The organism is Terrisporobacter mayombei, assembly GCF_020748465.1.
Classification (GTDB): Bacteria; Bacillota; Clostridia; order Peptostreptococcales; family Peptostreptococcaceae; genus Terrisporobacter; species Terrisporobacter mayombei.
The window spans coordinates 26123-46619 of sequence record NZ_JAHZMP010000011.1 but is presented as its reverse complement, the minus strand read 5'-3'; the positions used below and the strand labels follow the sequence as shown (position 1 = coordinate 46619).

At 30.5% G+C, this 20497-nt stretch carries 25 protein-coding genes; 4 read left to right on the top strand and 21 right to left on the bottom strand.

From position 1 onward, the window contains the following. The first annotated feature begins 228 nt into the window (after nt 1–228). Nucleotides 229–429, top strand: coding sequence for a helix-turn-helix domain-containing protein (locus K0039_RS19185; protein ID WP_228106654.1), 201 nt, complete (start codon nt 229–231; stop codon nt 427–429). 15 nt (nt 430–444) lie between these two features. Here K0039_RS19185 and K0039_RS19180 read toward each other — a convergent pair whose 3' ends face one another. Further along, on the bottom strand, nt 445–996 hold the full coding sequence (locus K0039_RS19180; protein ID WP_228106653.1) for a hypothetical protein: 552 nt from the start codon (nt 994–996) through the stop codon (nt 445–447). 12 nt (nt 997–1008) lie between these two features. Continuing rightward, the gene (locus tag K0039_RS19175; protein ID WP_228106652.1) at nt 1009–2229 is read right to left on the bottom strand and encodes an FtsK/SpoIIIE domain-containing protein; all 1221 of its coding nucleotides are present in this window, start codon (nt 2227–2229) and stop codon (nt 1009–1011) included. A 309-nt stretch (nt 2230–2538) separates the two neighbouring features. On the opposite strand from K0039_RS19175, the gene K0039_RS19170 reads away from it, so the two are divergent. From K0039_RS19170 to K0039_RS19160, 3 genes are all read left to right on the top strand, one after another. Further along, entirely contained in the window at nt 2539–3027 is a 489-nt protein-coding gene (locus K0039_RS19170; protein ID WP_228106651.1) for a hypothetical protein, read from the top strand. Nucleotides 3028–3280: 253 nt separating this feature from the next. Beyond that, entirely contained in the window at nt 3281–3880 is a 600-nt protein-coding gene (locus tag K0039_RS19165) for a hypothetical protein (protein WP_228106650.1), read from the top strand. 283 nt (nt 3881–4163) lie between these two features. After that, nucleotides 4164–4775, top strand: coding sequence for a CPBP family glutamic-type intramembrane protease (locus K0039_RS19160; RefSeq protein ID WP_228106649.1), 612 nt, complete (start codon nt 4164–4166; stop codon nt 4773–4775). A gap of 242 nt (nt 4776–5017) precedes the next feature. Here the strand turns inward: K0039_RS19160 and K0039_RS19155 are convergent, their stop codons facing one another. The 19 genes from K0039_RS19155 to K0039_RS19065 form a co-directional block, all read right to left on the bottom strand. Then, nucleotides 5018–5902, bottom strand: a complete 885-nt coding sequence (locus K0039_RS19155) for an N-acetylmuramoyl-L-alanine amidase (protein ID WP_228106648.1) — start codon at nt 5900–5902, stop codon at nt 5018–5020. Between the two features lie 2 nt (nt 5903–5904). Further along, nucleotides 5905–6168, bottom strand: coding sequence for a phage holin family protein (locus tag K0039_RS19150; protein ID WP_228106647.1), 264 nt, complete (start codon nt 6166–6168; stop codon nt 5905–5907). Nucleotides 6169–6189: 21 nt separating this feature from the next. Continuing rightward, a complete protein-coding gene (locus tag K0039_RS19145) occupies nt 6190–6411 on the bottom strand; it encodes a hemolysin XhlA family protein (protein ID WP_228106646.1) in 222 nt (73 codons plus the stop codon). Nucleotides 6412–6637: 226 nt separating this feature from the next. Beyond that, nucleotides 6638–6967, bottom strand: a complete 330-nt coding sequence (locus tag K0039_RS19140) for a hypothetical protein (protein ID WP_228106645.1) — start codon at nt 6965–6967, stop codon at nt 6638–6640. Nucleotides 6968–7046: 79 nt separating this feature from the next. After that, on the bottom strand, nt 7047–7247 hold the full coding sequence (locus K0039_RS19135; RefSeq protein WP_228106644.1) for a hypothetical protein: 201 nt from the start codon (nt 7245–7247) through the stop codon (nt 7047–7049). A gap of 152 nt (nt 7248–7399) precedes the next feature. Beyond that, nucleotides 7400–7789, bottom strand: coding sequence for a hypothetical protein (locus tag K0039_RS19130; protein ID WP_228106643.1), 390 nt, complete (start codon nt 7787–7789; stop codon nt 7400–7402). Nucleotides 7790–7804: 15 nt separating this feature from the next. After that, a complete protein-coding gene (locus tag K0039_RS19125; protein ID WP_228106642.1) occupies nt 7805–9997 on the bottom strand; it encodes a hypothetical protein in 2193 nt (730 codons plus the stop codon). An 8-nt stretch (nt 9998–10005) separates the two neighbouring features. Beyond that, entirely contained in the window at nt 10006–12258 is a 2253-nt protein-coding gene (locus K0039_RS19120) for a phage tail spike protein (RefSeq protein ID WP_228106641.1), read from the bottom strand. A gap of 5 nt (nt 12259–12263) precedes the next feature. Continuing rightward, complete coding sequence (locus K0039_RS19115; RefSeq protein ID WP_228106640.1) at nt 12264–14327, bottom strand: distal tail protein Dit; 2064 nt, start codon at nt 14325–14327, stop codon at nt 12264–12266. After that, the gene (locus K0039_RS19110) at nt 14328–16619 is read right to left on the bottom strand and encodes a phage tail protein (protein ID WP_228106639.1); all 2292 of its coding nucleotides are present in this window, start codon (nt 16617–16619) and stop codon (nt 14328–14330) included. Nucleotides 16620–16688: 69 nt separating this feature from the next. Next, on the bottom strand, nt 16689–16808 hold the full coding sequence (locus K0039_RS23925; protein WP_228106638.1) for a Com family DNA-binding transcriptional regulator: 120 nt from the start codon (nt 16806–16808) through the stop codon (nt 16689–16691). A 73-nt stretch (nt 16809–16881) separates the two neighbouring features. Continuing rightward, a complete protein-coding gene (locus K0039_RS19100) occupies nt 16882–17478 on the bottom strand; it encodes a hypothetical protein (protein ID WP_228106637.1) in 597 nt (198 codons plus the stop codon). 103 nt (nt 17479–17581) lie between these two features. Next, entirely contained in the window at nt 17582–18178 is a 597-nt protein-coding gene (locus K0039_RS19095) for a bacteriophage Gp15 family protein (protein ID WP_228106636.1), read from the bottom strand. Continuing rightward, nucleotides 18178–18522 carry a DUF6673 family protein gene (locus K0039_RS19090; RefSeq protein WP_228106635.1) on the bottom strand — a complete coding sequence of 115 codons (345 nt, stop codon included), beginning with the start codon at nt 18520–18522 and terminating at the stop codon, nt 18178–18180. Before K0039_RS19090 ends, K0039_RS19095 begins: the two co-directional genes overlap by 1 nt. Nucleotides 18523–18531: 9 nt before the next feature. Beyond that, nucleotides 18532–19017 (bottom strand): hypothetical protein, encoded by a 486-nt coding sequence (locus tag K0039_RS19085; RefSeq protein ID WP_228106634.1) that lies wholly within the window; start codon nt 19015–19017, stop codon nt 18532–18534. Next, nucleotides 19018–19452, bottom strand: coding sequence for a chloramphenicol resistance protein (locus tag K0039_RS19080; RefSeq protein ID WP_228106633.1), 435 nt, complete (start codon nt 19450–19452; stop codon nt 19018–19020). It lies immediately after the preceding gene. Beyond that, nucleotides 19449–19808 (bottom strand): minor capsid protein, encoded by a 360-nt coding sequence (locus K0039_RS19075; RefSeq protein WP_228106632.1) that lies wholly within the window; start codon nt 19806–19808, stop codon nt 19449–19451. The genes K0039_RS19080 and K0039_RS19075 overlap by 4 nt, the downstream gene beginning before the upstream one ends. 1 nt (nt 19809) lies before the next feature. Continuing rightward, entirely contained in the window at nt 19810–20220 is a 411-nt protein-coding gene (locus tag K0039_RS19070) for a DUF6751 family protein (RefSeq protein ID WP_228106631.1), read from the bottom strand. Nucleotides 20221–20230: 10 nt separating this feature from the next. Then, nucleotides 20231–20497, bottom strand: coding sequence for a hypothetical protein (locus tag K0039_RS19065; RefSeq protein ID WP_306665654.1), 267 nt, complete (start codon nt 20495–20497; stop codon nt 20231–20233).

Sequence of the window (20497 nt, the reverse complement as noted above, 5' to 3'; positions counted from 1 at the left end):
TTTTCTTAATTATACCTTAACTAATACAAAAAAATAAAACTAGTATTTGCAACATTTCTAAACTTTATATTTTATATAATGTCAGTTTTTTGTCAGTACAAATAAGTTATACACAGTTTAATCAACAAAATTCACGGACTAGGATATACTTCCTAGTCTTTTTTTAGTATAAATCAGAATATAACTTTATATGCTACAATTAAATAAAAAAGGAGATATTGCTATAGTATGATTTCTTATAATAAACTTTGGAAACTCTTAATTGATAAAAACATGAATAAAACTCAATTAAGAATTCAAGCAAATCTTAGTTCAACTACTCTTGCTAAATTAAGTAAAAATGAATCTGTTACTGTATCAACATTAGAAAAAATTTGTTTTCTTCTCGACTGTGATATAGAAGATATTGTTGAAATAAAAAAAGAGTAAGTTTATACTTACTCTTTACAAATTTAAATTTCTAAGATCTAAATTGCATTTCTTTATATCTAATTTTTCATGATATTTTATTTTCTTATCTGTAATACATAATATGGATGGCATGACCGGAAATAAATTTTTATATCCTCTACTATAATAGAAATCTATATATTTTTCTAAATCAAAGTTTTTAGTCCTTTCAACTTCCACTAAATATATTTTATTTACCCCTTTCATATTTATAGCTATAAATCCATCTGCTATTATCTTTCCAACCTTCAAAGGTGTTCTATACTTCAATATTTCAATATCTTGTAAACTTAATTTTCCTAATAATCTACTAAATACTATCTTATGCATCCATGACTTTGGTTTTCTCCTTATATAGAAAATATTACTATTCTTAACATTATCTCTAAAGCACTTTATATAATTGTTATCTACTAATATCTTTAACCTTTGTTGACATCTCCTAATACTATTATTAAAAAATAATATACTTATTGTTTCTGTATCTGCTACTTCAACTTCCTTTAAAAAGTCTTTTATTTCTTCATCCCTTTTAGTTATTAACATAGTCATAACCCCCTACAAATTATCTAAAAAAGATAAATCTTCTATATTGTTGCTTAAATCTTCCTTTATTTCTTCGTTAGTTTTAGTAGCTTTATTTTTCATTCCTATAGACTTAACTTTTATTTCTGCATTTTCTACTTTCTTAAATTTATTTGTATATTCCTTCACTTTTTCATCTTCTATAAAATATCCTTGAAATTCTTCTATATTGCTTCCATTTTTTAAAAAACCATGACCATTACCTTTTAGATTCTCTGCTCCTTCTTGGTCCAATGCAACTACACTATTTTTACTGTCTTCACATTTTAGTACAATTCTATTATTTATATTTGCTTTAACAACGTTATCTATAACTGTATTATCTGGTCTTTGAGTTGTAAGGAAAACATATAATCCACTTGCCCTACTGATTGCAATTAATTGTTTTAAAAGCTTCATAGCACTTTTCTTTTTATCTTCCAGCAATAGTACTATCTCTTCTACATATAGTACCTGATATTTTAATCTTCTAACCCCAGGTAATTTATTATATTCAAATATATTAGTAACTTCGTTTTGCATAAATAGATCGTATCTTTTCTTTGTTTCTTCTAATAAATCTGCTATTACTTGTGTAGTATCTTCAACTGTATAAACAAATTTTTTCGTATGTTCTATATTTCTAAATAGATTTAATTCTACCATTTTTAAATCACATAAATATAACTCTAACTCTGCAACTTTATATAAACTCACTATACTTGTTAATATGACTTTTGTCATAACACTTTTACCACTACCAGTAGTTCCAACGATGTATGAATGTGGATTTTCTTTTAAATCTAGAACCATCGTTTTATTTTCACTCTCACCTATAGGGAATTTTATACTATCAGATGTTTTTTTAGGAATCTTATATTTTATCAATTCCTTTAATTCATATCTAGGCTCTATCATAATGAAATTTCCACTTAAACTCATGTTTATTTTATTTTGTAAATATATTTCTAATGCATTTTGATACCTTTTAAAATCATCTAAATTTAATGATACAGGAATATTTACTAAATATTTATCTCCCATCTGTTTCCTTACCTCTGGATACTCTTCATTTCTGTTTTTTAATCCTGCACTTTTAAAAAATTTATTTAAATCTTTTTTTTCTACTATCCATCCATCAAACAACCATTTTAAAAATATAACTCCACTGTCCCATACTAAATCAAACATAGGTTGCAACATGTTATTGCTCATAGTAAAATACCCCCTTTTTATATTAATAAATATAGATATTAACTTAAAGCACCTATTCGCACAGATAGTATTGGATAAAGCTATTTTAATAATTTATAATTTTTATACATATACGTATCAAACGAATACCCTAGCGAATACCTAAAGCGAATATCTTTTTTTAAGATATTATATTCCTATATTATAATTTGTTTACTCTTTTTTATAATAAAATATTTATTTTTTGAACTTTTTAATTTATCGTGCATATAAATTCTCTAGGAGGGTATTAAAATGTGTTACTATGTAAATATAAAAGGGGGTTGTACAATGAAAAGAATATTAAGCTTACTTTTAGTGTCATTACTTTCTATTGGCCTTGTTGCTTGCAATAATTCTCCAACTAATAATAGCGATAGCGATACTGATAGTACTAAAAAAGAAACTAACAAAGTTACTAGAGATTTAAAAGAAGGAGACTACAAAGAAAAAGGAAAGGGTAGTTTCATGATTGTATGTGCTGGTGGATCTACTGAAAACGGTAATGTACCAGTTGAATACCTTGCACCAGATTCATTGTCTCAAATAGGTTATGATGCTTCTAATTTTGATGGTAGTAAATTATCTTATATTTATATTAATGGAATATTAAATACTAAAGAACAATTGACTGAAGATTGCCAAGGTACAATAAATATAGAGGGTGATTTTACTGAACCAGGAATTTATAAAGTAGAAGTTGTACAATATGAAGATGATGATACATCCAAAGGTATGGTAACTTATAAAACTTGTGAATATGAAGTAAAAGAACAATAAAAAAAGAGCTAGCTGGAAATTACCCTCCTGCTAGCTCTTTTAAATATTTACATTAATTTTATATACTTACTACTAGTATTTGTGTAATCCATTTATCTAAATAGAAAGTCATTAAATTTATTTATATGTAGTGCTACACACATAATTGCCTGTCCTTTATAAACATTTTTATATTGTATTATCTTTTAATCTCGATTACATTTATATTGGAAAGTATTTTTTCAAAAAAGTCAGATGGGAGAGATAACTTATTATGGATGTAAAAGAACTAGTTAGAAAAAATAAAACTCTAGTGGAGTATAAAGAAAAATGCATCAATGCATATACCGAATTATTAAATATAGGTGAAGAGCTACATAAACTTGAAGAAAATGACTGGATTAAGTTAAGAGAAAAAGGTGTAAATGATGCCATTAATTTTTTCGAGGAGTCTGGTTTTACAACTTTATCAAATGATAATAAATATGTATTTACATTATTTAATACTATTATAAAATATTTCTATGATGGAGAAGATGAAATGATTATGTTCCCTATAGAAGTACAACCAAATCAGATATTTGATACTGTACAAATTAGACACTCTTCAGAATACGATTCAATGTTGTATTGGAAATATAACATTGCATTGAATGGAAATCATGTGTATAAAGAAAACTATGAGGATACATTCAACAATTGTGATGATCTAAATGAATTACAAAAATCATACTCTAAGCTTAATGAAAATATTGAAAATTATAAAAATACGATTAAAAACATATCTAATGTTAAATATATCTATTCTCTATATAAACAAGATATTGAATGCGACACTTTCAAAGAATTATTTGAAAATCACATAATTGGTTAAAAAAAGCTGGTAAGGATCTATTTCCCTACCAGCATTTTAAAGTTTAAAATTTAAAATCATATTAGTTAATGGCTATTAATATTGTAGACATACTCTAGCAGTTTTATGCATACATTCTAATATCCCATAGTATCTTTCGCTTATTTTTATTCAAGGTGGTCCTCGGAAAGCCACCTTATTTTTTTGTAGAAAATTTTTTAAATAAATTTTATAAAAACATACTTAATTCGATACGAATCGCATTATAATATAATTACTAAAACAATATAGAGGAGAAATTGACATGAATACATTAGAGAGTATATCTATTAGTAAACGAAATATAGTGATAGGAGGATTTTTTTTAGTAACTGGCTTCTGGTTATTATCTACTTTTACTTGGTCATGGTGGGGATTGTTTTTAGGTGGTGTGATTTCTTGGTTGCTTGTTTTTAAACAAGACGCATTAAGTGCATTTTCTTTACCTAAAAAAATTTGGGCGATTCCATTAGGTGTTATTAGCTATTTTGTTTTAGGCATAGTTATAGGACTATTATCAAAACAATTAGGTTTCTCTTGGTCTGCTAACCCAGCTTCAGGGAAATTGGGAAGTTTAATTTTTAAAATTCCTTTTATGCTGATGGGAGAGGAATTACTTGGAATAGGTATTTTAGAAACTGCTAAAAACAAAGGACTATCTCTATTTTATAGCACCTTATTAAGTGCACTTATTTTTGGATTGATGCATGTTTTTGTATATTGGGATGGATCAGTATTTTCTACTTTAGTTCATGTTTTGTTATTACAAGGTGTAGCTCGTTTGATTTTTAACTATATTTATTTGATCACAGGAAAAAGTGTGTGGGGATCATGGATAACTCATGTTTTAGTTGATATTATTGCGTTGAGTGTTTAAAAACAAATATATAGTGAAAGCGAGAACAAAAACAATAAAAGAGAGAAAAGCGAAGATTATTTATTCTAAAAGTGGTGGTACTGCTAGATGAAATGCAATTACAAATAGAATTACTATACCAACTACTTGGATTAAAGATTTAGGTATAACAGAAGATGATAGAGAGGTTTTATTAATTTTAAAAAATAACGAAATAAAAAATAAAAAGTGCTAGAGGATTAATTTTCCCTAGCACTTTTTATTTATTTTACAATTTCAACATACTTAGGGCTAGTTGTTATGTACAATCCACTTTCAAGTTTATACATATTTGTTTTCCCATTTTTAGCATCAACCTCTGCAACTACTTCTAGCCATTGTCCTTTTTTTACTTTAGTCACAGGATCTGTATTCCAGTCAGCTATTTTTCTTACATTTAGAGTATTAGACAATACTTTTATTTTAAATTTAGTTTTATTAGATGTGGTAGGTGTACTTTCTTTCTTGTAAGCAACTCCAAAATACTTGCATATAGCTTTACAAACTGATTCAGCACATTTTTTTTGATACTTAGCATCTAGCATTAACTTAGCCTCTTTTAATACATCCATAAATCCATATTCTATAAGTATAGCAGGCATATTTGTTTGTCTAAGTATACCAAGGGTAAAACCACTTATATCAACATCTTTTCTAAGTCCATAAGAATAACCATAATCAATATCTTCTTCTAATTGATTAGCAACCAATTCTCCTAACTTAATACTCTTAGATGAACAGTTTTGAGTTCTTAGTACTAACAATCCACCTTTTCTATCTAGAAATGATGAACAACCACCAAAAGCATTATAATGGTCTGAAACAACTATATCGCATTTAGTTTTATTAGCCTTGCTTGCCCTAGTTGAGAGTGGAGTATCAGTAGAACTGTCTTTATCCATCAAATATATATAATCTATTCCACATCTTTCTAGGGCTTTTGCTAGATACTCACTAACTCCTATGTTCCATTCAAACTCATGTATACATTGCCCTTTTTTCTTAACTAATTTTCCGTCTATGTACAAATCTTCTGTTAATACAGGTGTTCTCTTACCTTCTGTATTCATTCCATGACCGGCATCTATTCCTACTAAATATTTAGCCATAATTATTTATCCTCCTTATTAATTAAACTAACAAATAATTGATGGAATCCTGTACTCGCAAGACCACTAAACATTCCAGCTAGTAATACATCTGGACTAATATCCTTAACTATCCAAACATTAAGAACAACACCAAGTACTGCCATTATAAGTGGTATGTACTTATTATCTAATGAAGGAAAACTATTCTTTAATACATACCCAATACATAAACATATACCAACTATAACTAACACCACATAATCATTTAAAAAAGTTAAATCCATAACCATACCTCCAAATTTTATTTATTTAATTAAAAAAGCAATAACCGAACTTATTAAAGCTCCAGCTATTGCTCTCCATAACCATGTATTTGAATTTTCCAAATCTGATATTCTATTGTTTGCCACTTTTATTTTTTCTTCAACTGTTTCTAATTTTAAGTCATTATTTTGTGACATATTTTCTAAAAGTACTTCTATTTTAATGAGTCTTTCTCTTACCTCTTGTAATGCGTCATCTGACATAAATACCTCACTTTCTTTGCACTAAAAAAGAATCTAAAATTAATTAGATCCTTTTGTTTTATTAATTATCCATATTACACATATTATTAATCATGCTAATAGTAAAATCATGCCAACACTCCTTTTTTAAAAGTATTAACATTTTTTATAACTAATAAACTTATTGCGAAATTGATTAATATTGTTCACTGTAACTATTCGATAAATTGAAATTTACAAATTTAATTCACTTCTCAATTTTACACCCTCTTGATCCCAAATGTCCTATAGAAACAAGAAGGATTATAAAAATTAAAGCTAATGCAACTATAGAAATTAATGGAATATAAAATGATATTAAGAGTCCAGAAATTCCAACTAATACTATTAAAAAAAGCACTCTTTTCAATTTATGAACAGCAATTATTGGATTATATTTTTTCTGTTCTTCACTATCCATTTGATTGTACCACTTAAACCACTTAGATGACTTGTTTTCATTTACTAGTATATAAATAATAAAAATTAATAAGTTTGCTAAACTAATTGCTAGGAGTCCACTTTGAAATTTGTCCATATCAATTCCTCCACAAAATTACTATTTTTAAGCCTGCTCAATATATTGAATTTTACTTCTTAAGTGTAATATCAGTCTATTACTTTTTCTCTAATTCTTCAACCCTATGTTTTGTATAATCTAATTCATGAGTTATGGTTCTCACTTGATGTTCTAATTCAATTATTTGATTACTCAAATACATAAATCCCCCAGCTACTGCAATAAGTAAGATTAAAAATGCAATCATTTGTCTTTGCATTATTTTTATAATATCATCTTTATCTATCTCTTTTTTCATTAACTTTCTCCTTGTATTTTCTTATCATTATATAACTGTATCACTAATTCAAAACTATTATAGTAAATTCCTATTTATCTACATGATATCAAAAACACTTTCATTTCGCATTATTTATCTATTAATAATAAAAAAAGAACTATAATATAGTCCTACTCTTCCTCTTGTATCATATAATCGATTGCTAATAATTCTCCTGCTGATATGCTTGTAATATTACCTAAATCTTCAAACTTGAATTTATGTATGTTTATATCAACTTCTATGTCTAGTAACTCTTTTAAGTCTTTATTACAAGCCTCTATGCATTCTTCTTTTATCTTAACGAGATTATTTTCATCTACGACTACTTTTCCTTCTTCATTCTTTAGCGAATATTTACCTAAAAGTTTTTCCCTTTCGATATTATATTCAGCAAATTCATTTTCTATTTTTCTTATATTTTTAGCAATTGCATAGCTGACTTTCACTGGTAATTGTTTTTGAGATACAGTTATTAAACTTTGCATATTTTCTACCATTTTTCTATTTGTTAATTTCATTTTTTACCCTCCTAATTAAGCAATACTTTCGTATTTATCTAGCCTTGCTTTTAATTCATTGATTTCATCATTCGTAACTCTTACATGCTCTTGAAATGCTCCTATTACAATATTTAACAATTGTGTTTGATTCATAGTTAAACTTGCTTGGTTTTCAAATGCTTCCTCGCAATCAACTATTAGTTGACCAATTTCGTTATTGGAGCCGTCTTCATTTGCAATTAGGTCTTGAGCTACAGCCGATAATTTTGTCTTATTATCTTCTAAATAATTGTATTCTGTCAGAGCATAATCATTTGATATAAACTCTAAACATTTATTCTTAAATTCATTGCTTACATAAACTATATTCTCCTTAAAAGTTCTATCCGATGAAGTTTTTACGCCATTTATAGCATATACAACATTCATCATATATGAAGGTGAGCCTAGCCATACACCAGTATTCGAACCAGACGAACGATGTGATAATATATAATTCCCATTTGAATCTTTATAATATATTAAACTTCTTAAGTCTAAAGTTGTATCATCGCCACCGTTGCATGACAGTATTATTTTTCCACCAGTACCAGGGGATGAACCCTCGTTTTTGGCTGCACGCAGGCATAAAACATTAGAACTAGTGATACCGTCATCAAAGGTTATGATGTCATTTTTATTTTTTACCTTTATCCTGCCATCTTCTATATAAGTGTATATCTCTCCATTTGTCTTATTTCTGAAATAGGCATTACCGTTACTAGTTACCTCAAACACACCTCTGCTGGTTCCGTCTGAATTGTTATGGTCGCACAATCCACCTATTTTAGTATTGCCATTAGTGGCAACTCTGAATGTTCCGTCATTGATATTAATTGAACCGTTTAACTCAATTTTTTTTGCTTCAATAATAACGTTGTCAGTTACCAACTTCAACATTTCCGCTGTCAATTTCATATCCGATGCATTTGTACCTTCTTTAACTATCCAGTTAAATTGATTTTTAAGTTGTTTGTACTGCGAATATACTTCTGCATTAGCCTTCCATGACTGGTCACAAACAGGCACGGAATACACGTAATCAGTTGCATTTGAATATTTTACACCCGTTCTAATCCATAAATAATATCCCTCTGCATATGTAGGCATTACTGTATCCCAACCTGTTGTTGGTGCTGTTGTCGTATTTGTATTTTTAGCATATTGAAGTATTACTGAGGTAACACTAACACCTTGTTGACCTGTTGCTCCAGTATCACCTTTCACCCCTTGGTCACCTTGGAATTTTGACCATGTATATTTAGTATAGTCAGACGACTCAGTAGCAGTTGTTTGGTTAGGTGATATACCTATATATTTAGTTGTACTAGTTGGTATATCATAACAAGGGTTACCATTTGCATTATCACTGTATTTTATCCAAGTATAATAGGTTATTCCATCAGTTCCCTTAGCTCCTGCAACTCCTGTGTCGCCCTTCGCTCCTTGTATTAATGACCATGTATAATCACTTGCTATTGTACTTTCTGTAGCAGTTGTTTTATTATAGGCAAATCCTATATAAGTTTTTCCAGTTGGGGAATCACTTAATCCAGTTCCACTTGCATCATTGGCATACTTAATCCATGTATAGTAAGTTACACCATTAACTCCATTCAGCCCATCTTGAGCACTAATACAAATTGGGGATGTTTCAGTTGTAGTTTCGTCTGTACGTATCGAAATTGTTTTAATCCATAGGAACTTACCTTCCTGCTCTTGAGGTGTTGGAAGAGTATCTTTCCATGTTCCTCCAACTAGTTCAAATTTGGAAGTCGACAAATAATATTGATTTTTCATATCCACTACATTATTTGTTTTTTCAAGCCCCCCAACTCGTTGCGTTATTCCGTCTAAATTAAGCGTTATTTGCGTTATGGATTCCTCGTTATCCACCGTACCACTTACTGAAAATTGTATATTATCATCATTGTTTATTATGCTTGATTTTAAATTGTATATCTGATTTTGCAAGTAATCAAACTTGCTTCCGTTATAGGATTCTTTCGTTTCTTCTATGTCTTTTTGTACTTCGCTTTTCTTTGTGTTGTATATATTAGTTAATGAATCTATCTGTTCTTTTTGTTCTTCTGTTAATTCTCCTGTTGCGACAATACTTCCTATTATACTTACAAGTTGTGCCTTAGAACTTTTGTATTCGGTTTGTTTATCTTCTAATGTAGTCAATTAATCACCTACTTTCTTGGCCTAGCGAAAAATAACATCTTTTCTGGATAATTACTTGTTAACAGCCTATTTCTTATGCATGGAGTTCCGCTTGTAGCTTCATAAGTGTGTGGAATGCCCTGTTCATTAATTGCTCTTACAATAGCAACATGACCAACTTGCATGAAACGAGCATCTACTGTCGCATTACTTCCTTCCTCACCAAATCGTTGCTTCCAGAATACTAAATCTCCTGGTTTCAACTTTTTCCAATCATTTCGATTAGTAACATCTAATTCAAGTTGCCATCCCTGCTCGATACAGTATTTTGCCTGGTCCGCCGCAAATCTAGGAACTTCATACGAATACTTATATTTTGTAGAAAGATAATAAGGGCTTTTATCATTATGGTTATAGGTAGAGTTTATATAAGTAATTCCTCTTGCCGCAAACTGTGTTAATGTAGAACAATCTATATGAAATCCCCCACTTGCCCACTTAGCTATATTCGCAGAAGTACACGGGTTTTTAAAGCTGTATGGAGTAGTTGTACTATAAATAAATAAATCTCTTTTTTCATAGTATGTTTCAAGTAACTCAAGGACGTTATCACGATATTTAGTTTTATTCTCATATGCTCTATATGTACCACCGTGAGAAACCTTACTTACAGTACCTTTAAATTTTCTTGGAGTAGTTACATTATTGTCTAGGGATATTTTAATCGTATAAGTACTATCACATTTGATAAGTAGTCCACCATTGATACAATCACTACCAGTAAGCCATATATTATTATCTTGATTAACCTTTGTTGGAACTCCTTCATCTGTTGTAAAAACAAGAGTAGTACTGTAATTAGTTTTGCATTGAGCAGGCGCAGTAAACTTAATGTAGCTCACAACATCATCGCAATAATAATTTCTACCTTCATTTAATTTTATATCTACGTTTTCACCATATACCTTATGCCTTTCCTCTTTCTGGAACTTATCATAGGCTATCTTTTTAAGCTCTTCTATGATAGCATCAATTTCAGATTCTTCTATGTCTAGTTGTCGTAGATAAGACTTAAGAGTATTTATTTGAATGCTTGTCAATAGCCCAGGTTTTAGGCTATTTACATAAGCTAAAACATCTTTCATAATATCATCTTTTGAAAGAGTTTTTATTTTACTTTTAATTTCTTTATAATTTGATAATGTGCATTTGCTTTCATTTACATTAGTCAATGATATTTCAAGTTTTCCAACTCTACACTCAAGAAGAATAGGAGGATTATAGTCATAGTCTATAACATAGTTAGTGTCGCCTATGGATATTTCTTCAAATTCAGTGTCAGTGAGAGCCAAATCAACCTCATAGTCAAATTTAGGCTCTTTTACTTCCTGTAACTTTTCCCATGAATGCAATAATAAATCTTGTGGGTTAGTATCGTCGCTTCCATACAAGCCTTTAATATATTTGCCACGCTTATTAAATCTCTCATTAGCCCCTAAATCAACGATAAAGTCTTGACCTTTAGGTTTATTAGCTGGTTTACCTTCTGATTTTTTCCACTCTATGTCTTTAAATGTTATACCGTTTTGCCCAGTTCCTATCATGGCACTAGCAAAGTCATACATATTTCTATTTCTTTTTATTCCTTCTACGTTTTCACCATATTCAAAACGCTTATAGGTTTTATTACCTCGGCCTTCATTTTCGTAAACATCTATATAGAATCCAGTTATGGTATTCCCGTTAAATTCAACCCTAAATTCAATTTCTATATTTCCGTAAGTTTCTATGTTTTCTTGTATTACCTTGTATACATTTGTATATTTTTCAACTCTAACTTGCTGAATATTGGTGGTAAGTGATTGACTATATTTCCCAAGTTTCCAGTTAGTATCTTGTAGAACTGTATTGAAGAACAATTGAACATTACCCTCAATGAAAAACGGTTCGCAATAGTCAGTAAGTAATTCTAGTCCAGCCATTTCGCAATAACAAGTTATAGTTTGATTCTCTTTGTGTTCATCGTCATTATCCATAATTTGGAACAATTTATATTTATCGCCGTATTTAAATACTATATAGTTGCCTAGTTGCAATATTTCACTCGTAATAGCATTTGAGAATGTAGAAAATTCATAAGTTTCAGCACCAGTGGCCAATTCTTGAACGTAAATATCATCAAAAAAAGGAGCGTTAGGAAACGCTCCGTTATTACTTAATATACCTATTACATTGAATTGTGGGTCCATGACAAATATAGTATCGCATATCTGATTACGCATATTATCTATAACCACCTTTCATTGAAAATAACCGATGTTGAAAGGTCAGCATCATCACTATTTACTTTTATAGGGGTTTCGCCAGGTTTCAACTCGAAAAATTGAGAACCGATATCGACAGCATCGGGATAAGGTTTATCGTTTAAATAAACGCTGTTATTGTAACAATCAATATTCAGAATATCGCCCGCTTTAAACTTTTTGATATTCTGTTTTGCTGGGTCAACTGGATTAAGGTTTTTTACAGCAACATGAGTAAGCGCCATACAACTAGCCTTTTCAGAACTTTCAGCGAATGTGCCAAAATAAGCAACGATGTAAGCAAGGTTGCCCGTAGGGCTTCCACTTATTGCAACTTCTTTTTTAGCAGGTAATTGCTTTACTGTTGTACCATTATCTATTTTATATACCCATGCTTTCCATTTACCGTCTTTCCTTTGTATGCCTAATTTCCCCCAAAACTCGTTCCATGAGCCGTAACGACCGCTCAATAAGGCTTCCTTCTTAACAGTCAACTTATCCTCTCCGCCTTCATATTTTGTAACTGTCTTAGGTGCTGGCGCAACTGTTTTGTCTTTTAGGAAGTCTTGAGAGCCTACTTGTATTAGAGGATAAGTAAATTCATAGTACTCATTATCATCGTAAAGACCCATTCTAAATAACTTTTCATTATTAGCTGTATATCCGTAGACTTCAATCATGCCAACTTTATCATCGGCTGTTTCTGGCTCGATTTCATATTCATAATAAGTATCAGATGCTTCTGTTAAGCAACCTATAAGCACATACCCCATATACCCTTTATATTTTTCAGCAAGTTTATAGTAATACCTTTCTTTCTTTTTGTCCGTAGGGTCAAGGTATTTTTTACTCGTAATACATCTAATAACTTTACCTTTTGAAATGGTACACTTATTCTTAGCGCTCTTCTTGTAAGTACTTCTTATTGCAACAGACGTATTTACTACATAGTTTCTTTTGGTAGCAGTAACAGTATTATCGCTTACACATTTTTTAATATATAGAGTTGTCACATAAGCAGTCTTCCCGTTATAAGTTATTTTGGCCCATTTTTTAGTAACAGACGTTGGATATATTTTCGTATTTTTTTTAAGTGAGCCTACTTTCTTGTAAGAAGTTCCTGGTCCACTTCTTACATTTACTGACGTAGAAGTAACTTTATAATAAGTTTTCTTGCTTCCACTTGAAGGAGTTTCTGTATCGTTACTACCTTGGAACGGGTCGCCATTTACACCAGTTGAATTATGAGACATATTACATTCAACATAAAAATCTTTTATTTCTGTACCTAAACTCTTTCTAGCACTTGTGCCATACCAATTAGCTCCTGGCGACTTACTTCCGAAATCGCCAGCCATAATACCTAAACCACTTTCTGTTACCGCCAGGGTTCCATTCGTTGCCCTATCACTGTCAACGCTTGGACTTCCAGTAACCCAATCTGTTGTCTGCTCGCAATTATCCCATAACACTCTCTCTTTTTCTTTTATAGTAGGATTAGCTAGTACTGGATAAGCACCTACTAATATTTTTTTCTTATTAAGAGTATTTTCTACTTGTACAAAATGGCAGTCTTGACTTAATCCAATACCAATAACTGGGTGACAATTAGTATTACCCTCATTTGTACATTCAACAAGATAACTACCATCATATTGTTTGGCTTCTTCATTGTAAGCAAAAGGAACATAGCACACAAATTCGATTGTTATTGTTCCAAAGCCAGAACAAATTTTTTCTTCTGCATAATCTCCATCTGGAACGGCAAAGAAAAAACGCCCACTATCATCTATGTACAACGGGCACTCTACTTGAACATCTAACGCACTTGACAATTCATCTAATGCATATAAATATTCCTCTTCATTCTCTCTTTTAATATCTGCTTTAATTTTTATTCCTTTAGGACCATACTTAAAGCCGTTATATATTTCCCCATGCCTAGAAGATATATCTTTGGAGTAGTTAGTCCTTGGGGATATTAATGTTTTTTCTACACTAATAACGTTTAATATTTGCTCTAGATCAATGTCATTAAAATTTAACATCTAACTACCTCCTTGCTTTCTCTTATTTCTCATATCATCTTTTGCGATGTGCTTTCTTACTGGTTCAGCGACAATATCTATTATTTCCTTTTCACCTATGTTAACTTTAGAAACGATAGGGCTCTTACTCATAGCTTCACCCAGTCTTTCTATGTCATCGTTATTAAGTCTAGCTATAGCTGTAGTTTGGCTCTTAATATTATTAGTTGAACTCGCATTAGCATTTACATATGCCTTAGACATTTCAGCATTAACTGTAGACTGCATCTTATATGCCAAATCACTCATATTAGAGTCAATATCTTTTTGTAAATTAGGAGTTTCTACATCTATTCCTACTCCAATACCTCTAACAATATTTACACCTATTAAATCTCTCATTATTCTTGATGGAGAGTTTATATCAAAGGCACCTTTAATTCCACTAATAATAGTGCCTGCGAAGCCTCCTATTTTATCTAATATCCATTGTTTCGTGTCTTTTATACCATTCCAGATACCTTCCATAAGATTTTTACCTATATTAACACCATCTAAGAATTTAGTTTTAATTGCATTTAATGCATCAGTTGCTACTGAACGTGCCGAACTACCTAAAAAACTAATCATAGAAGAAAATCCTTGGCCAATACTTGAAATTAGGTTTTTACCCCAAGATAATCCACCTTTGAAAACATTAGTGATTGATTTTCCAACCCAATCAGCAACACCTTTAGCTATATTACCTATTTTAGGGCCAAGTGCTATAATCCCCTCACCTATTCCAGTCACCACTGAACTACCTAAATTCCACCAGTTATATAATGTAACTGCATTAACTATAGCCATTATAATAGCTGGTATATTAGCTATTAAAGTAGGTATACTTTGTATCAATCCTTTAATGAGCATTCCTATAATTTGAATACCTGCCATGAGTATTTGTGGAAAAGCACCGTTAATTGCATCAGCAAAACTATTTATTATTCTAGGAACTTCTGCAATTAAAGTTGGTAGAGCAGCTATTAACCCTTGTACTAAAGCTAACATAATATCTATAGCAACACTTATTAATAATGGTAAATTTTCAATTATAGTATCACACATTGATATTATTAAATTTACGATAGTTGGGATTAATGCAGGTAAATTTTCTGCGATTCCTTGACCTAAAGCTATTAAAGCCTGTAACCCAACTTCCAAAAGCATAGGAAGAACTTCTACTATTCCATTTACTAATGACATTATTATATTTATTGCTCCTGTTGCAATTGCAGGTAAATTGCTCTGTATACCTGTGATAAGAGTTTGAATTACTTGTATGCCTAAACTTATAATCGTTGGTAATGATTCAAGAATTCCGTTTCCAAGTGAAGATATTACATTGACTCCCGCACTTACCATACCAGGTAATATAGAATTTATTAATTCAGGCAGTTTATCAATAATAGGCGGAAGTAGTTTATCAATTAACTGTCCAATACCATTTATAGCAATTTCTATTCTTGGTAATAAATTTACACCAAAAGCACCTACACTATTAACTAAATTATCTACTAGTGTATCAAAATCAGCATTATCATCAGCCATACCAGTTAATAAATTAGTCCATGCGGCTTTAGTCATGTTCAAACTGCCTTCAATAGTAGAAGCAGCTTCTTTTGCTGTAGTTCCAGTTATCCCCATTTTGTTTTGAATTGCATGGATAGCTTCTATTACATCATTGAAATTGTTGATATTATATTTAACACCAGTAAGTTTTTGTGCATCCGCAAGAAGCCTTTGCATTTCTGTTTTTGTACCACCATAACCAAGCTTCAAGTTGTCTAGCATAGTATAATTTTGCTTTGCAAATCCCTGATATGCATTTTGTATATTTTCAATTGCTGTACCCATTTTATTTGCATTATCAGCCATATCAGTAACAGCTAAATTTCCTATTTGAGCAGCTTTTTTAGTATCTCCACCAAGTCCTTGTAATAGTGAAGCAGAGAATCCTGTAATGGTATTCATGTACTCGTTTGCAGACATCCCAGCTGTCTTATATGCATTATTTGCATATTCCATTACTTTATCGCTACTCTTTTTAAATAATGTTTCAACTCCACCAGTTAACTGTTCATATTCAGCATACTGATCAATAGATAGTTTTGTTAATGCTGCAACTGCTCCTGTAGCTACAGTTACCATTGCAGCTGTGGTTTTTGCAGCGATTCCCAATGCATTACTAGCTAAACTTCCAATATTACTTATTCCTTTTTTCACACCAGAACTATCAATTTCCGTATCAATTATAATTCTTCCATCAGCCATCTATCCACCTACTTTCTTTCACAAAAATAAAAAAAAGCAGGCATTGGCTCACTACTCTACGGTGTGGCTCTAAGCTCTGTCTTTTGGTTTAAATTCTAACTTATTAATTTTTTTACAACGAGGACATTTTATCTCCCCTTTAACATAATCAGCCTTTAGTAACAGCTGATTGCAATTTGTACATTTCATATCTTTTATAATAATCACCTCGTTTAAGGTATAAAAAATAGCACCTAACAATGTAAGTGCTATCTTAATATAATTATTTTATTAAATCTAATTTTATTTCATAGTCCTGTGTCTCAGAATCAAATTTATTTTCAGTACCTTCTCTTGTACTCCATTTTAATTTAATCCAAGTTATATCTTTAGCAGTTCCTTTATTCTTTAATTCCCAAATAATATTTCCTTCTTTTTTAACTCCTTCATCTATTTCTCCACCTATATGGTCGCTTAAAAACATAGATGGCATTTCTATTTGTTCTCCGGTAGAAGTAACTAAAACAGCTTGGTCTGGGTATGTAGTAAATTTATCCTTAGTTGTATTGTCTAACTTAAATTTAATGCCTACATATGAACCATCTTTTGTGTCTTTATTATCCTTATCCTTAGATGGACCTTTATCAGTTATAACAACTTTTAAAATTTCTTGATTTAAACCTTTATAATCTTCTGCCCATTTACTACCTTCATAGTAAGTCCAAATATCATCTTGTTTCTCTTTAGAATCACTTTCTGACTTATTTTCAGAAGCTAACTTTTGATTTTTCCCATCTGCTTTAGATTCTGTTTTAGTACAACCTACAAAACTTAATACCAATATTCCAGTTAAAATAATAGATAGAACTTTCTTTTTCATTACTAATCCCCCTAAAATATAATTTCAATGTGAATTATTAATTACATTAATAATGCAATAATTGTAATTATATCATAATTAAACCAATAAATATAGAAACATATTACAACACCTTGCTAACATCTCCACCACTTAATAAAGCATTTGTTATCTCATCTAATTTTTCTTGTTCATCTTGAGGTATAGGAATTTTATAAAGTTCTTTCATATATTTATAATTAGCTTTTTGTTCTTTATCCTTAATTTTAGATAAATCTGTACTTCGATAGCTCATTATCTTAACGATTTCATTATCTTCTTTTAAAGATTTAAATAGCGCTTTAAATTTCCACCAGTGGAGATCTTCTATATCTTGTAAATCAATTCCGTACTGGTCCATAAATGCAGCATAAATATAATCATCATCATACTCAAATGAATAAATTTGAGTTATACTCTTGCCTTTACCATTTCCTTTAGATTTTGTTATATCTTTACCACATCTATAAAACCATAGCATTTGTTCTATCGCTTCATTGATGTTTTCTGGTATATTTGAATAATATAATTCCAAAGCCATAAGGATTTTATCTTTTTCCCCTATAGATCCATCTTGCATTAATAATTCAAATAAAATAGAAGTCCTAAAGTCACTATTAATTTTATATTCTTTGTTATCAATAGTGACTTTTTTAGGCAATAAATCAACTAAAATATTCATTATTTTTTAACACGTCTCTGTGCTCTATTAGATGAATATTTATTAGCTAATTTTTCAATCTCTTTCTTTTGATCATTCATTTGCAACTGAAATTCCTCTAAAGCTTTTAAACAAGTCAATAAATTAACTCTATTCCCAAAAATCTTTTTATCAGCACCTTCTCCGAACACTTTATTAAATACATCAAATACACCATTACATATCTCTCTAATACCTTCAGCTCCATCTAGACTCTTAGCCTTATCTCCAATCTCAGCAAAACTTGACATAGCCTTTTCATATCTTTCAGCCACATCAAGATCATAGATATCTATATCTTCTAATTCTACTCCATTAATTTTCATATAACCCTCCTACTCACTTTTAGCTGTAAAATCTTTAGTGAATGTTTTTGTACTGGTATCAAAAGTTCCTTCAACTGGATCACTTATACCCAAGAAAGAACCTTCAATACCCAACTCTCCATCATTATCACTAAAACTATCAACTGCTATCGCTATTATAAACTTTCTAGCTCTATAACTTCCTTGTGTAGTTCCTTCTTTATCTAAATCCACGATTAAATATTCTGTTTCTGTATCGGGCCCTGTTAATTGCATTTCCCCAATATTTCTAATATATTCTATAGCTTTTTCACTTACTATTTGGTCAGCATTAAATGAAGTCGTCCATTCGTATCCTGTAATACTTTGACTAGCACTAGATTGATTTATATATCTTTTACTAGTTGTTTGTGCACTAGGACTCTCATTAAGTTCAGTAAAACCCGCTCCTAATAGTTCGAAAGCATCATTCACCTTCAAGTAATTGGCTTGTACTTTTCTTTTTCTAATTCCCATCTAATTCATTCCTTTCTTAAAATATTTCAATCTTAACTGTATTTGAAACTGAGCAGTATCTTCTGTTACTGCAAATGCATAGCCTGTACTAGTAACCTCAATAGCTAGAGGCTCTAATCCATTATCGAGTAATGGAAATATTTCATTGTTATTTTGATTTTCTATCCAATCAGCAAATTTTTCATAAAATCCTGAGTTATCGATATTTTGTAATACATCAACTCCATAAGGCTCCCTAGATGTAAATATAAAAGCATATTGCCTTATACTGTCACCATTAACATACGTCTTTAATATTGGTTCTATAGGAACTTCTTCTATTGAATAAGTATCTGTTTCAGGTTCTAGGTAATTTACATTAACCTTTATAGCATTATTAAATGTATCTAAATGAGGACAAGTTCTAATGTAATCTCTTAATGCTTTAATTATCATCTACTTCTTCCTCCTGCAAATTCAGCTATCTTTTGCACAATTGTATTCCCCTTATCAGACCACATTCTTTTATCCCACATCTTTCCACGTAATCCACCAATACCCTCTCCTTGCTTTCCTAAACCCTTATTAGCATAGTAAGTTTTTTTTGCATAAGGAGCATTGTAAATAATCTTACTAGGTTGTAATTCAACCATCATATCTTTAAGTCTACCGGCGTTATATGGTATATAATTATTACATTCTTTTGATACTTCTTGTGTAAATTTAACTTGAGCTTCGCCGTTCTTATTAAGATGTCTTTTAAGCATTATTTTTTGTGTGTCATCCATTTCTATTCTAACTTTAGTTGCCATGCTATACCCCCTCTACCTCAAAGTGACTTGATAGATCGTTCACAGACTTAATATCGATGACGTTATCAAACTCATTTTCTAAGTCAGAGATTCGATATGGCTTAACTCCTGTTATCTCAAAATCAGCTTCACCCTTAACAACTTTATCTCCAACGCCCAAAGTAAAATGTTTTTTTCTATCTTCATCAGATAACTTAGCAAATCTTTTTGGACTTATATAGTTATCTAGTTTATCTATGAAAATAAGTGTGCTATCAGCTAAAAGTAATCCTTTATCGCTTACAGTCCCATTCCTTTTACCTTGCCAATTAACACCTTTGATAATTGTTCTTTGATATTTATCAGATCCTAAAGAATTATCGTAGTACCTATTATAAATAGTTATATCAGAATTTTTAAATAAAACTGTCATTACATCACCTCTAATAAAAAAGTTTAATATAAGGCTTTGGTAACATAGCCTTAATATCATCTGTAATAGTCCATGGTCCAGAATTATCTTTATAGGTAACAGATTGATCGCCTTCTGACATAGATTTTATGTCAGCACTTTTGGAAGCTTTACTATTTTGTATTAGTTGATCTACCACAAAATCATATTCAGATAAAATGTAACTATCTTCCCAATCAACATTTAAATAATTTCTAATAACTGCTATAGCCTTTTTTTCTTCAGTAGACATTTCCAT

Coding starts and splice junctions, on each gene's coding strand:
- K0039_RS19185 (WP_228106654.1), top strand. CDS start 229: ATGATTTCTTATAATAAACTTTGGAAACTCTTAATTGATAAAAACATG.
- K0039_RS19180 (WP_228106653.1), bottom strand. CDS start 996: ATGTTAATAACTAAAAGGGATGAAGAAATAAAAGACTTTTTAAAGGAA.
- K0039_RS19175 (WP_228106652.1), bottom strand. CDS start 2,229: ATGAGCAATAACATGTTGCAACCTATGTTTGATTTAGTATGGGACAGT.
- K0039_RS19170 (WP_228106651.1), top strand. CDS start 2,539: ATGAAAAGAATATTAAGCTTACTTTTAGTGTCATTACTTTCTATTGGC.
- K0039_RS19165 (WP_228106650.1), top strand. CDS start 3,281: ATGGATGTAAAAGAACTAGTTAGAAAAAATAAAACTCTAGTGGAGTAT.
- K0039_RS19160 (WP_228106649.1), top strand. CDS start 4,164: ATGAATACATTAGAGAGTATATCTATTAGTAAACGAAATATAGTGATA.
- K0039_RS19155 (WP_228106648.1), bottom strand. CDS start 5,902: ATGGCTAAATATTTAGTAGGAATAGATGCCGGTCATGGAATGAATACA.
- K0039_RS19150 (WP_228106647.1), bottom strand. CDS start 6,168: ATGGATTTAACTTTTTTAAATGATTATGTGGTGTTAGTTATAGTTGGT.
- K0039_RS19145 (WP_228106646.1), bottom strand. CDS start 6,411: ATGTCAGATGACGCATTACAAGAGGTAAGAGAAAGACTCATTAAAATA.
- K0039_RS19140 (WP_228106645.1), bottom strand. CDS start 6,967: ATGGACAAATTTCAAAGTGGACTCCTAGCAATTAGTTTAGCAAACTTA.
- K0039_RS19135 (WP_228106644.1), bottom strand. CDS start 7,247: ATGAAAAAAGAGATAGATAAAGATGATATTATAAAAATAATGCAAAGA.
- K0039_RS19130 (WP_228106643.1), bottom strand. CDS start 7,789: ATGAAATTAACAAATAGAAAAATGGTAGAAAATATGCAAAGTTTAATA.
- K0039_RS19120 (WP_228106641.1), bottom strand. CDS start 12,258: ATGCGTAATCAGATATGCGATACTATATTTGTCATGGACCCACAATTC.
- K0039_RS19115 (WP_228106640.1), bottom strand. CDS start 14,327: ATGTTAAATTTTAATGACATTGATCTAGAGCAAATATTAAACGTTATT.
- K0039_RS19110 (WP_228106639.1), bottom strand. CDS start 16,619: ATGGCTGATGGAAGAATTATAATTGATACGGAAATTGATAGTTCTGGT.
- K0039_RS23925 (WP_228106638.1), bottom strand. CDS start 16,808: ATGAAATGTACAAATTGCAATCAGCTGTTACTAAAGGCTGATTATGTT.
- K0039_RS19100 (WP_228106637.1), bottom strand. CDS start 17,478: ATGAAAAAGAAAGTTCTATCTATTATTTTAACTGGAATATTGGTATTA.
- K0039_RS19095 (WP_228106636.1), bottom strand. CDS start 18,178: ATGAATATTTTAGTTGATTTATTGCCTAAAAAAGTCACTATTGATAAC.
- K0039_RS19090 (WP_228106635.1), bottom strand. CDS start 18,522: ATGAAAATTAATGGAGTAGAATTAGAAGATATAGATATCTATGATCTT.
- K0039_RS19085 (WP_228106634.1), bottom strand. CDS start 19,017: ATGGGAATTAGAAAAAGAAAAGTACAAGCCAATTACTTGAAGGTGAAT.
- K0039_RS19080 (WP_228106633.1), bottom strand. CDS start 19,452: ATGATAATTAAAGCATTAAGAGATTACATTAGAACTTGTCCTCATTTA.
- K0039_RS19075 (WP_228106632.1), bottom strand. CDS start 19,808: ATGGCAACTAAAGTTAGAATAGAAATGGATGACACACAAAAAATAATG.
- K0039_RS19070 (WP_228106631.1), bottom strand. CDS start 20,220: ATGACAGTTTTATTTAAAAATTCTGATATAACTATTTATAATAGGTAC.
- K0039_RS19065 (WP_306665654.1), bottom strand. CDS start 20,497: ATGGAAATGTCTACTGAAGAAAAAAAGGCTATAGCAGTTATTAGAAAT.